Origin of the sequence: Paenibacillus mellifer (genome assembly GCF_023195895.1) — a bacterium.
GTDB classification, from domain to species: Bacteria; Bacillota; Bacilli; order Paenibacillales; family Paenibacillaceae; genus Fontibacillus; species Fontibacillus mellifer.
In genome coordinates this window covers 1-12,335 of record NZ_JALPRK010000038.1, presented here as the reverse complement: position 1 = coordinate 12,335, position 12,335 = coordinate 1, and the positions used below count along the sequence as shown (strand labels likewise).

Sequence of the window (12,335 nt, the reverse complement as noted above, 5' to 3'; positions counted from 1 at the left end):
AAGGACGGCTCAGGCCGTCCTCTCATTTGTCGCATTAAGAGCCGCGAAGTCCCTGTCCCGAGGCGCTTATCAATCCTCGTCGTTGTCCTCGAAGTCCTTTTCGGCGTCCAGTTCTTCCTCTTCTTCGGCAAGTTCGTCCTCGTCCTCGAGTTCCTCGTCAGGGAGCAATTCCTCGTCTTCGACTTCTTCCACGTCGTCATCGTCGTCGTCCGGGAACAGCTCGTCTTCGGAATCCTCGTCGATCGCATCGTAATCCTCTTCGTCGTCGGATACGTACGTATCGTCCTCTTCCACAAAATCGTCGTCCAGATCATCGTCGTCATCATTGATAATGCGCGGACGTTTGGAGTTGCCGACGGGATCTTCCGAACGCTCGATGGGATACCAACGCTTCAAGCCCCACAGGTTGGTGCCGACGCAGGCAAAACGTCCGTCGATATTTATTTCCGTATAAAGCTGCGCAATCGCTTCGTTAATTTGGTCCTCTGTCATTCCGCGAAGCTGGGCAACCTCATTCATCAGGTCGCGGTAGTAATACGGCGTATTCGCCGCTTTCAAGATCATAAAGGCCAAGTCGACCATCGGGATTTCCTGGACCTTCTCCGGGTCGATTTTCAAATTCAAGGGGGTACTCACGTTACGGACACTTCCTCTCACGCAAATAGTTCACTATAAAGCAAAGATGAAACCTACGCCTTAGGGCCGGTTTCCTTCACTAACATATCCATATCACACAATAGTAAAACCTATTTGGACCCAAATTGCAAGTTTTAAAAACACACTAAAGCCCCGCCCGATAAAAGGGAAGGAGCGGAGAACCCCGGTTCTCTGCTCCTTGACTGTATCCTTCCCCAAAGAAGGCCCCGGCCCTCTCCTGGGTTGGCGAAAGCCGCAAGGCCTTCCCTTCATCCTATGTCCAGATTTGTACTTTGACACGCCGTATTACGCGCCAAAAGCGGCAAGCCGGGCCCATTTCCGCAAAACAGGGCCGCTTCCCCATTCAATGAAAAAGGGAGCCTCATACTATACTTCAACACGCTTCGTAGGAGGGGCAACTTATACATGGACTACTCCGGATTCCTCAGGTATTTGAACGATCATGTCGACACCTCTGGAAAAAGCGGCCGTATCATCATCCGCTTTGCGCAACCGGCTGATTTCGCAGAATGCGTACGGCAATTGTTCAAGCACAAGCGCCAGCATCCCGCGCTGCGGCATGTCCGCTCATCATCGCTACTGCAAGCTCTGATCTGCCCCCTCGGTTTGCGGGGAGAAGCCGCCCGCTCCCGCTTCGGCCTTAGGGTCGAACAAGACAGCCTCGTCAGCGTTCATAGCCCGGCTCCGGCTAATAAGGGGCAAACTTCCGCGATTCCTTGGGGGGTCCGGCGAATCGGCGCCCCGGAAACCTGGTCCGTGTCCACAGGCTACCGGGTACGCATTGGGGTCATCGATACAGGGGCTGACTTCAGCCACCCGGACTTACGCCATTCCCTGGCCCGAGGGATCAACTTGTTGAGTCGGATCAATTTACCGTACGACGACAACGGACACGGCACGCATATCGCCGGAACGATCGCTGCTTCCGGCGGATCGCAAGGGATGATGGGGGTGGCCCCCCGGTCCTTAATCTTTCCGGTGAAGGCATTTGACCATAACGGCTCTGCCTTTGTTTCCGACATCATTATGGGCATCGACTGGTGCGTACGCAACCGGATGCACATTGTTAATATGAGCTTCGGCATGAAGAGCAACAGCGCCTCGTTGCAAAACATCATCCGGAAAGCCCATAACGCGGGGATCGTCGTCGTCGCCTCCTCGGGGAACGACAAAAAGGGCCGCGGCGCCGACTACCCGGCGCGCTACCCTCAGACGATTTCCGTAGGCGCGACCAGCAAGGACGGCAAAATCGCCTCCTTCAGCAACCATGGTCCCAATATTGACATTTACGCCCCCGGCGAGAAAATTAGCTCTTCCTGGCTGGGAGGCGGTTATCGCGAAATGAGCGGCACCTCCATGGCGACTTCGCACGTCAGCGGCGCGGTTGCCCTGCTGTTGTCCATGAAGCCAGACATGAAGCCGGCCGAAATCAAGCGCCGCCTGCGCCGCACCGCCAAGCCGTTAGCCAGCACCGCAGCCAGGGCCAAAGGCGGCGGCGCCGGCGAGATCAGCGCAGCGCGCCTGCTGCGCGCCAAACCGGGGCGCAGCAGCTAACCGCCGGTTAGCCGCAACGCCTTGCCGTCTCCGGCGCAGCTTTGTTACATCTTCTCCGGCGCGGACACGCCGATCAAGCGGAGAACATTGGCAAGCGCCGTGCGCACCCCGCCGAGGAGTACAAGTCGCGCCGCCGTTTGATCCGCGTCTTCCGTAATGACGCGCTCCGCCCGGTAATAGCTGTGGAACAACGCCGCCAGTTCGTACACATAGCGAACCAAACGGTGCGGGGCGTAGTTCTCCGCGGCCACGCCGATTTCTTCCGGCAGCTCGCCAAGCTTCCGCAACAGGTCGTATTCGTGCTCGGCCGTCAGCTTGCCGAGTTCAACGCTCTCCGCGGCCGGAACCTGGATCCCCTGCTCTTCCGCCTGGCGGAAAATGCTGCAGATCCGTGCGTGTGCGTATTGCACGTAATACACTGGATTTTCGTTCGAAGTCGAAATCGCCAGATCCATATCAAAATCCAGATGCGAATCCATGCTGCGCATCGTAAAGAAATAGCGGATCGGGTCGACGCCAACCTCGTCCATCAAGTCCACCATCGTGACCGCTTTGCCGGTGCGCTTGGACATTTTCACCTTCTCGCCGTCCTGGAACAAGCTGACCATTTGCGCGATTAACACGGTCAGCTTCTCCGGATCCTTGCCGATCGCCTGCATCGCAGCCTTCACCCGTGGAATATACCCATGGTGGTCGGCGCCCCAGATGTTAATGATCCGGTCGAAGCCACGATCATACTTATTGCGGTGGTAGGCGATGTCCGGCGTCAAATACGTATACGAACCGTCATTTTTCACCAATACGCGGTCCTTGTCGTCTCCGTATTCCGTTGTCTTCAGCCAAGTTGCCCCGTCCAGCTCGTAGGTCTGCCCTTTATCACGCAGCTCGGTAAGCGAAGCCTCCACCTGGCCGTCCTGGTACAGAGAAGTTTCGCTGAACCAGACGTCGAAGCCAACCCGGAAACGCTCCAGATCGCGCTGAATCTTGGCGAGCTCCTTATCGAGTCCGAATTTGCGCAGGAACACGGTCCGCTCTTCCTCCGACATGCTGAGCAACTTATCGCCTTGCTCGGCCACGAGCTCCTTGGCAAACCCTTTGATATCCTCGCCATGGTACCCGTCTTCCGGCATCTCCACGTCTTGTCCAAGCTCTTGACGGTATCGGGCTTCGATCGATTTAATCATATTGACGATCTGATTCCCGGCGTCATTGATATAATATTCGCGCGTCACGTCGTAACCGGCAAAATCCAGCACGTTGCAGAGTGCGTCGCCCACAGCCGCGCCCCGGGCATGTCCGAGGTGAAGGCTGCCCGTTGGGTTGGCGCTGACGAACTCGACCTGCACCTTTTTCCCATTCCCCAGTCCGGTACGTCCATAGCTCTCACCTTCGCGGTACACCTGCAGCAGAATCGGATACAGATAACTCTTGCTTAACGTAAAATTGATGAAACCCGGGCCGGCGATTTCCGCCTTCTCAATCCCGGCCTGCCCGTGATCCAGCTTGCCGAGAACCTCCTCGGCGATTTGGCGCGGGTTCTTCTTCGCGATCCGCGACAGCTGCATGGCTGCATTCGTAGCGAAGTCGCCGTGGGCCTTGTCCTTTGGCACTTCCAGCACGATAGCCGGAATTTCCTCCCGCTGCGCCAGCCCTGCGGATACGATCGCATCCAGAATCGCTTCCTTCAGCGCCTGGTTCATTTGTTCCAACGGATTGTGTGGCATTTAAACGTCCTCCTGTATATGTAAACTGAGTTCAAAACGTCCCGATAATTCTTCGAACACGTATAAATCGTATTCCCAGACGACCTGACCAACCCTGCCTTCCCATCTCGACTCTAGCTTCACCGTATCGGTGGAGAGGTTAAACCGGGTGAAGGGAGAGCGATAAAACCCCGGCAAGCGGCGTCCGCTGCGGAAGGTCTGCTCGGCCTCTACGCCTCCGTGGCGTATGATCTTCAGTTCATCGCCGGTTATCTTGATCATCGTACGCGTCTTGGCGCCATCCGGTCCCGGATCAGGCTCTTCATACCGAATATATACGGACTCGCCCCGGCGAACGGCATTTCCCCGCAAATGCTGTACGGTTTCTTCCGCTTCCTGTCGGCTCGTCAGCACGAGGCTCACCGGCTTGGTTTCCGGCATAGGGCAAATCTCCTTCCGACATCGATCCTTACTGTACTACTATAGCCAGTTCGTCCCGGCAATTCAATACATACGCGGCACAGTGCGCCCCGCAACCCAAAAAGAAGCCGCTGCTTCAGCGACTTCCTTCTCTTGATCCGGCGTAGCCTATCCGCGGCCTATAGAGGCTGGCTTAACGCGAGGTATTTGACTTTACCATCTGCAAAATACACATGAAACCGATAATAATCGCCGACCTTGTAGCTCCAGCGGCTGACCAGCTTCAGGGCCTCCGGCCCCAGCTTGGCGGTCACGCCGTCCGTACCGATCCCCGTCTTCACGCCGTCTGCGGCCTGATGCTCCGGCCGAGTAAAGACGATCATCCGATTTAAAGCCAACACTCCGTCCTTAAACAAACGCGCCTGTTTCACCTGACCGGTGCCATCGTCGTAAAATGGCTTCGCCCAGACGATATCCTCGGGTTGGGCCTTATCCAGCTGCTGCTCCCAGCCGTTGAAATCCATTCCGTCCACCAGGGCATCCTCCGCTTCAAGCGGAGCCGGATCCACCGTGCCTGCCTGCTCCTGTTCGACCCTTGCTTGCTCCAGTAATCCATCCAGGGAAGCCAACTCCTCCCGCTCATGAAATAGCCCCTGCATCAACAGCAGTACTTGGTCGTCGGCATAGTAATACTTCCCTTGGTACTCAAAGGCATTGCCGGTTAAATCATAGGTGAGCTCAAAGTTGGTGTCCGCCAGCTTAAATTGCAGAACAATCGGCTTCCGGGAGGCCGCCGGAATCGGATCCGCAAGCGCGCTCTTCATATCCGTGTAACGAAGCGATTGCAGGAGGACAAACTGCCTTTCCGCCGGAACGTTGGCGTGCAGCTCGTTCCCGCCCGCTGAAATTTCCTGAACCTCCTCTTCCTTAAAGGGGAGATGGTCTAGCAAATAAGGCGATTCAACTGCCGCCTCTTTATTGGCTTCCCCGGCAGCTTCCCCCTGTTCCGCCGCCGGCGCTTGAACCGGTGCGTTCGTCGAAGCTTCAGATGGAGCGTCAGGGCGGCCGTAAAAGATCCAGCCCGCCACCATAACCACAATAATCATTGTAAGGCCCGCAATCATACTTCGGGCCGGGTTGTTCGTTTTTATAAAAATCCCGCCTTATCCCATGAGAAAGTAGTGACATAAATCATACTATCACAATTGATCTCGGTCATTTATAGTTCGTACGGCATATTTTATTTCACCCATACGAGCCAAAATTCCCGGAACCGTCCCATTTACTTCACGAGGTCATCCACGAATTTAGGCAGTACGAACGCCGCCTTATGGAGGCGAGGCGTATAATATTTCGTGTCCAACTCCGGGATCTTCGACTCATCCACTTGGAGCGGATCATGAACCTTGCTGCCGAGCGTGAACGTCCACAGGCCGCTAGGATAGGTTGGGATGTTGGCGCCATAAACACGGACGATCGGGAAGATCTCCTTCACGTCTTTGTTCACTTTTTGAATCAAGTCGGCCTTGAACCAAGGGTTGTCGGTTTGCGCCACGAAGATGCCGTCCTCCTTCAACGCTTCGTAAATCCCCTGATAGAATCCGCGCTCGAACAAAGGCGCCGCCGGCCCGACCGGCTCGGTTGAATCGACCATGATGACGTCGTATTGATTTTTGCTTTCAATAATATGCATATAGCCGTCAGCCACCTGAACATCCACCCGCGGATTGTCCAGCCCTCCGGCAATTTCCGGCAGGTATTTCTTGGAGTACTCGATGACCTTGCCATCGATCTCCACGAGCACCGCTTGCTCCACTTCCGGATGCTTGATTACCTCGCGAATCACTCCGCCGTCCCCGCCGCCAACCACGAGCACACGCTTGGGATTGGGATGGGTAAACAGCGCCGGATGCGCCACCATCTCGTGGTACACAAATTCATCCTTAATCGTCGTCATAACCATGCCGTCCAGGACGAGCATGCGGCCAAATTCCTCTGTATCCAGCATCGCCAAATCCTGAAACTCGGTTTGTTCGGTGACCAGGGTTTCGCGTATTTTTGCGGTAATCCCAAAAACGGGCGTTTGTTTCTCCGTAAACCATAACTCCATTCGCTTAACCTTCTTTCCCTAAGATCGTTGTATTTCCGTCAAAACTTCATCTCCTATATTGTACCAAACGAAAAAATAATAACACATCTCCCCGGAAAATCGGTGCTGCTGCCCTTCTGGCGTGAATGATCTCTCCCAAACTTTCCCATACTAAAACAAAGATAACCGCAGCACGGATTTGCTTTAGGATTGGAAAGGAGAGTCCCTTCGTGCAGAAACTCGTTCGCAGTGACCGACATCAACATAAGCGTAAACCTCGCCGTCCGTGGCTTCTGCTGTTTAAGCTTACCCTCGGCGTCGGATTACTTGGCCTATGTGCCGCCGGCATCCTGCTGCTTTACCTGTGGCAGGCTGAGCTGCCGCTTGCCGATTCCGACCGGAACTCGCAGCTGATCAACAGCAAAGGAGAGACGATCGCTGTGTTCTCCGATGGCGGGAAGAACCGGGAAAGCGTCGAGCTGGCGAACATTTCACCCTGGCTCGTCAAAGCGACGCTGGCGACGGAAGACCGGCAGTTTTACAATCATTTCGGTTTCGATATGAAGGGGATGGCCCGGGCCGCTCTCGTGAACCTCAAGGAAATGGGTACCGTTCAAGGAGCTAGTACCTTAACCCAGCAGCTGGCGCGAAATTTATATCTCTCACATGAACGAACCTGGTCGCGGAAGATCAAGGAAGCGATGTACACCGCTCAGCTGGAAATGAAATATTCCAAAGACGACATTCTACGTATGTACTTGAATGAGATCTATTACGGACACGGCGCGTATGGAATCGAAGCCGCGGCTCAGATGTACTTCGGCAAGCCGGCCAAGGATCTAAGTCTGGCGGAAAGCGCACTGCTGGCGGGCGTTCCGAAAGGCCCCACCTATTATTCGCCGTTCAATCATATGAAGAACGCCAAGGACCGTCAGCGGACTGTGCTGTCGGCGATGGTCACCACAGGCGAGATCACGCAACAGGAAGCCGATCAAGCTTACGAAGCCATGCTGAAATTCCAATCGCCGAAGCAGCAAAGCCCAACCGATAAAGCCCCGTATTTCCGGGATTATATTCGGAATGTGATTGTAGGCGAATTGGGTTTTGATGAGACGCTGCTTGAACACGGCGGGCTCAACATTTACACGACGCTGGATCCCGATGCGCAGCAGGCGGCGGAAGCAGCGGTGGCCTCGGAGCTCGGAAATGCGCCGGAGTTGGAAGCGGCTCTGATCTCTATCGATCCGCGCAACGGGTACGTTAAGGCGATGGTCGGCGGCGCAAATTATAAGGAGAGCCAATACAATCACGTTTTCGCTTCGACTCGCCAGCCCGGGTCCAGCTTTAAGCCGATCATGTATCTGACGGCGCTCTCTTCGAGAAAAATGACCAGCGCCAGCAGGTTCAGCAGCCAGCCGACCTTGTTCCACTACGATGACAATCGTAAAACATATAGCCCTAAGAACTTTGGCGACAAGTATTTGGGCGATATCGATATGCGTCAGGCGATCGCGGCTTCGGACAATATCTATGCCGTCAATACGATATTAACGGTTGGGGCGGAGCAGGTCATCGAGATGGGGCGAAAAATGGGCATTACCAGTTCGCTACAAGCAGTTCCTTCGTTGGCGCTAGGCACATCGCCCGTCAGTCCGTTCGAGATGGCTACAGCGTTCGCCGTCATCAGCAATCAAGGCCGCAGCATCAAGCCGGTTGCGGTGTTGAAAATTACCGATGCCAGCGGACGCGTCCTATATGAAGCCAAGCCGGCCAAAAACGAGCAGGTCGTCGAACCCTCCGCCGCCTATGTCCTGACCCATCTGATGGAAAGCGTGTTTGAAACCGGGGGCACGGGCAACCGCGTCTCGAATGAGATCAAACGGCCGGTCGCAGGCAAAACCGGGACGACCAGTACGGACGCTTGGCTCGTCGGCTTTACGCCGGAGCTGTCGACGGCGGTTTGGGTCGGCTACGACAAAGGCAAAACGCTGGGCACAACCGAATCGCGGAAAGCCGCGCCGATCTTCGCTAAGTACACGGAGAAGGCGCTGGAAAAGGTGCCTCCGAAGATTTTTCCAATCCCTGATGGGGTGGTCAGTGTGTATATTGATCCGGAAACCGGGCTGCTGGCCACGAAGGATTGCCCGGACAAGAAGCTGGAAGTGTTCGTTCAGGGCACTGAGCCAACGGAGTTCTGCTCCGCACATGGGGAAGGCGAACCCGAACCGCTTCCGCCTCCCGCCGAGAAGGAGAAGAAGGAAAGCCATTCCTGGTGGAACGATTTGAAGCGTTGGTGGATGGACTAAGAGGGCTAGTGTTGGACAACTTCTGCAAAAGTTCTTACGATAAAGGAAGCGAACCGGAGTAGAAATATGGTGAAGGAGACTTCCTTATCTATGGACCCTATCTTGGAACAGATCAAACCGGGGGCGCCGCTGCCCCCGTATTTTTATCGATTGAAGGCCCTGGAGGCCGCCCCCCTACTACTTGGGCAGACGCTCGTTCGCCGTACGGAAGAAGGCGATATCCGCTGCCGGATCGTGGAGACCGAAAGCTACGGCGGCATCGAGGATAAGGGGAGTCATGCTCATGGCGGACGCCGGACGGCGCGGACGGAGATCATGTTTGGCTCTGGCGGGACGGCCTACATCTACCTGATTTACGGCATGTATAACTGCTTGAATGTCGTGACCGGGACGGAAGGGGATCCGCAGGCCGTACTAATTCGAGCCGTAGAGCCCTTGTCCCCGGCGGACGAAACGGGAATGCGGCGCTACCGCGGTACCGCCGCACGCAAGCCGGTTGACCTGTCCGGTGGGCCGGGCAAGCTGTGCCGGGCGCTGGACATTACCAAAGCGTTGAATGGCTTGCCGCTCGCTCAGCCCGGAGGGCTGCTTTGGTTGGAAGACAGACCGGCGCCGAATGAGGTGATCGTGCAGGCTCCGCGAGTCGGCATCGCGTATGCGGAAGAGTATGCGGCGAAGCCGTGGCGGTTTTATTTTCGCGGCAACCCTTATGTGTCGGTTATTGATAAGCAGGCTGAAGTTTGGGCGGGAAGCAATTGAATCTTTGATGGAGAGCGCCGGATGGCGCTTTTTCATTTTTCTGCGAGGTGACATTCAAATTAAGATTTGAATATGCTGAAGGATCGTTTATACTGGCTCTTAGATACATTCTAATGTTGATTTGAATATAGGAGGTCGCTAATCCATGGCCGATTTGGTACAGGAAACCGAAGGTTGCGAGACGTTATGTACGGATCCCTCGCGTTCGAGCGGGCTCCAAGCAACTCTGGAGGAACGTGATCTGAACGGAATGGTCCTGGTATTTAAAGCGTTGTCCGATCCGAATCGGGTGAAGATCGCTTATTATTTGCAGCACCAGGAATTATGCGTCTGCGATATCGCCGCTTTGCTGGAGGTTTCGGTGGCAACGGCTTCCCATCACCTACGTCAGTTGAAGGCATTCCATATTGCCAAGTCGCGCAAGGTAGGCAAGAACGTCTATTATTCCTTAAGTGACCATCATATTCAGACGTTGGTGGCCATGACGCTGGAGCATCAAAAGGAGCGATGAACGGATGAATACGACGATGAAGAACCATCCGGAACCCGGAGGCGGAAGCCAACGTGTGGAGTTTCGCGTTCAAGGGCTGTCTTGTGCCAACTGCACCCGGGAGATGCAGGAGGAAATTCAGCGCCTGGAACATGGTCAGGATGCTTCTCTTCTATATAACAGCGGGCGTCTGTTGGTCGATCCCGCCGTGGATTTGCAGCAGGTGGAACGGATATTGAAGAGGGATGGGGCGACATTGATCAAGCCAGATTACGGTTTTTCTAAAGAGGCAGCTGCTAAGGTTGAGATAGGGTCACCCGCACAAGCTGGCGCTGCGGCCGCCGGTACTGCCGGGGAGGCAGAAGAGCACGAAAGCCGCTTGGGTTTATGGCTGCTGGTGTTGTCCGCCGTCATGTACGCAGCGACGTTTATACCCGCTGTTCCAGGCGCGGTGGGAATTGTCCTTGACCTGGCCGCCATCGTGATCAGTGGGTATTCCACGTTTCTACGCGGGCTCCGTAACTTGATTCGCCTGAAATTCAATATGGATACGTTAATGACCGTCGCATTAACCGGTGCGGTGATCATCGGCGAGTGGAAAGAAGCGACGCTGGTCGCGATATTGTTCGGACTGAACGAGCTGCTGGAGGGTTACGGCATGAACCGGGCCCGCCGCTCGTTGTCGGCGCTGCTCGAAGCAGCTCCGAAAGAAGCGGTTGTGCTTCAGGGCGAACGGGAAACCGTCGTTTCGATTGCGCGGCTGAAAGTCGGGGATGTGGTGCTCGTTCGGGCCGGGGAGAAGATTCCCTCGGACGGCACCGTTCTGGAAGGAACCAGCGCCGTCAACGAAGCCGCGATTACCGGGGAGTCCATTCCGGTGACGAAGCAGCCCGGACAGCAGGTCTTCGGCGGCAGCGTTAATAGCGAGGGACTGCTCCAGGTAAGAATCGATAAGCCGTATGAGGATTCGTCGCTAGCCAAAATCATGCATCTCGTGCAGGAAGCCCAGGATAAGAAAACCCCCACTGAGTTGTTCATTGACCGGTTTGCGAAGGGCTATACGCCGGCCATTATGATTCTGGCCGCGCTTGTGATTTTGGTGCCGCCGCTGCTGTTCGGGCAGCCGTGGATGAAGTGGGTCTATGAAGGCCTGGCGATCCTGATCGTCGGCTGCCCTTGCGCCCTTGTGTTGTCTTCGCCGATTGCGCTGGTCAGCGGAATGACCCGCTGCGCCCGACTCGGCGTACTCGTCAAGGGCGGCGTGCATCTTGAGCAGCTCGGGAAGGTGGACGCGATCGCGTTCGACAAGACCGGCACCCTGACGAAGGGGCAGCCGGAAGTGCAGCGCGAGATCGCGTATGACCCGCAGCGCTTTCATGCGGTAGCCGCCTCTCTGGAGAGCGGCTCCTTGCACCCGCTGGCCGCTGCGGTAGTGCGCCACGTCGCCGCCCGCAGCGGCGGCGCCGAGCGGCTGCAGCCCGCCGGGCTCGTGACCTTGCCCGGCGTGGGCCTGAGCGCCGAGGTCAACGGCGTTCGCTGCTTTGTCGGCAGCGAAGCGCTGCTCGCGCAGCTCTCCCTCGGCGGCGAGGAGCGGGCGCGCGTCGACGAAGACCTCGCGCGCTTGAAGGCGGAGGGCCTCACCGTAGTACTCGCCGCGGAATCCGCGCGCGTGTTAGGCCTGTTCGGCCTCGCCGACGAACTCCGTCCGGAAGCTCCGGACGTCGTCCGGGCCTTGCACCGCGCCGGAGTCGTCCGCACCGTCATGCTGACGGGCGACCACGCCGCGGCAGCCCAAGGGATCGCCGCCCGCAGCGGCCTCACCGAATGGCATGCCGGCCTGTTGCCGGAGCAAAAGGTCGCACACATTCAGGCGCTGGCCGGCCGCGGGACGGTGGCGATGGTCGGCGACGGGATCAACGACGCTCCGGCCCTGGCCGCAGCTGATCTGGGGATCGCTATGGGCCAAGGCACGGACAGCGCCGTAGAGACCGCCGACATCGTGCTGATGCAGGATCATCTCGGCCAGCTCCCCCGCGCCATCCGCATCGCTCGGCGGGCCGGGCGGATCATCGCCTGGAACATCGGCCTCTCGCTCACGTTGAAGCTGATCGCCCTGCTGCTCACGATCCCCGGCTGGCTAACACTATGGATCGCCGTTATGTCCGATATGGGGGCGACGATCATTGTGACGCTGCTAGGTCTGACGATTTTGCTTGGCAAGGATCCAAAGGCCGGAAATTCACCGGCCGTCAGAGTTGCTTCAAATAACTGAAACCTCGGAATGTTGTATTTCATGCAACATTTTTAACGCGAAATGGCTTGTTTAGTTAGGAATGTTGTAGTTCTCACAACTTTTC

10 protein-coding genes are annotated in these 12,335 nt (G+C 56.4%); 5 read left to right on the top strand and 5 right to left on the bottom strand.

Going from position 1 to position 12,335, the window contains the following annotated elements:
• Positions 1–69 precede the first annotated feature (69 nt).
• Positions 70–636 carry a DNA-directed RNA polymerase subunit delta gene (rpoE, locus tag M0651_RS23325; RefSeq protein WP_248554063.1) on the bottom strand — a complete coding sequence of 189 codons (567 nt, stop codon included), beginning with the start codon at positions 634–636 and terminating at the stop codon, positions 70–72.
• Positions 637–1,062: 426 nt separating this feature from the next.
• Here rpoE and M0651_RS23320 point away from each other — a divergent pair, with 426 nt between their 5' ends.
• Positions 1,063–2,211 (top strand): S8 family peptidase, encoded by a 1,149-nt coding sequence (locus M0651_RS23320; protein ID WP_248554062.1) that lies wholly within the window; start codon positions 1,063–1,065, stop codon positions 2,209–2,211.
• A 44-nt stretch (positions 2,212–2,255) separates the two neighbouring features.
• On the opposite strand, the gene argS is transcribed toward M0651_RS23320, so the two are convergent.
• The 4 genes from argS to speE form a co-directional block, all read right to left on the bottom strand.
• Positions 2,256–3,935 (bottom strand): arginine--tRNA ligase, encoded by a 1,680-nt coding sequence (gene argS / locus M0651_RS23315; RefSeq protein WP_248554061.1) that lies wholly within the window; start codon positions 3,933–3,935, stop codon positions 2,256–2,258.
• Positions 3,936–4,355, bottom strand: a complete 420-nt coding sequence (locus M0651_RS23310) for a YwiB family protein (protein WP_248554060.1) — start codon at positions 4,353–4,355, stop codon at positions 3,936–3,938.
• Between the two features lie 158 nt (positions 4,356–4,513).
• Positions 4,514–5,440, bottom strand: a complete 927-nt coding sequence (locus M0651_RS23305) for a hypothetical protein (RefSeq protein WP_248554059.1) — start codon at positions 5,438–5,440, stop codon at positions 4,514–4,516.
• Between the two features lie 176 nt (positions 5,441–5,616).
• Complete coding sequence (gene speE / locus M0651_RS23300; protein WP_248554058.1) at positions 5,617–6,444, bottom strand: polyamine aminopropyltransferase; 828 nt, start codon at positions 6,442–6,444, stop codon at positions 5,617–5,619.
• A 209-nt stretch (positions 6,445–6,653) separates the two neighbouring features.
• On the opposite strand from speE, the gene M0651_RS23295 reads away from it, so the two are divergent.
• From M0651_RS23295 to M0651_RS23280, 4 genes are all read left to right on the top strand, one after another.
• On the top strand, positions 6,654–8,729 hold the full coding sequence (locus tag M0651_RS23295; protein ID WP_248554057.1) for a transglycosylase domain-containing protein: 2,076 nt from the start codon (positions 6,654–6,656) through the stop codon (positions 8,727–8,729).
• Positions 8,730–8,819: 90 nt separating this feature from the next.
• Complete coding sequence (locus tag M0651_RS23290) at positions 8,820–9,488, top strand: DNA-3-methyladenine glycosylase (protein WP_248554056.1); 669 nt, start codon at positions 8,820–8,822, stop codon at positions 9,486–9,488.
• Between the two features lie 145 nt (positions 9,489–9,633).
• Positions 9,634–9,999 carry an ArsR/SmtB family transcription factor gene (locus M0651_RS23285; RefSeq protein ID WP_248554055.1) on the top strand — a complete coding sequence of 122 codons (366 nt, stop codon included), beginning with the start codon at positions 9,634–9,636 and terminating at the stop codon, positions 9,997–9,999.
• Positions 10,000–10,003: 4 nt separating this feature from the next.
• A complete protein-coding gene (locus M0651_RS23280) occupies positions 10,004–12,250 on the top strand; it encodes a heavy metal translocating P-type ATPase (RefSeq protein ID WP_248554054.1) in 2,247 nt (748 codons plus the stop codon).
• Positions 12,251–12,335 lie beyond the last annotated feature (85 nt).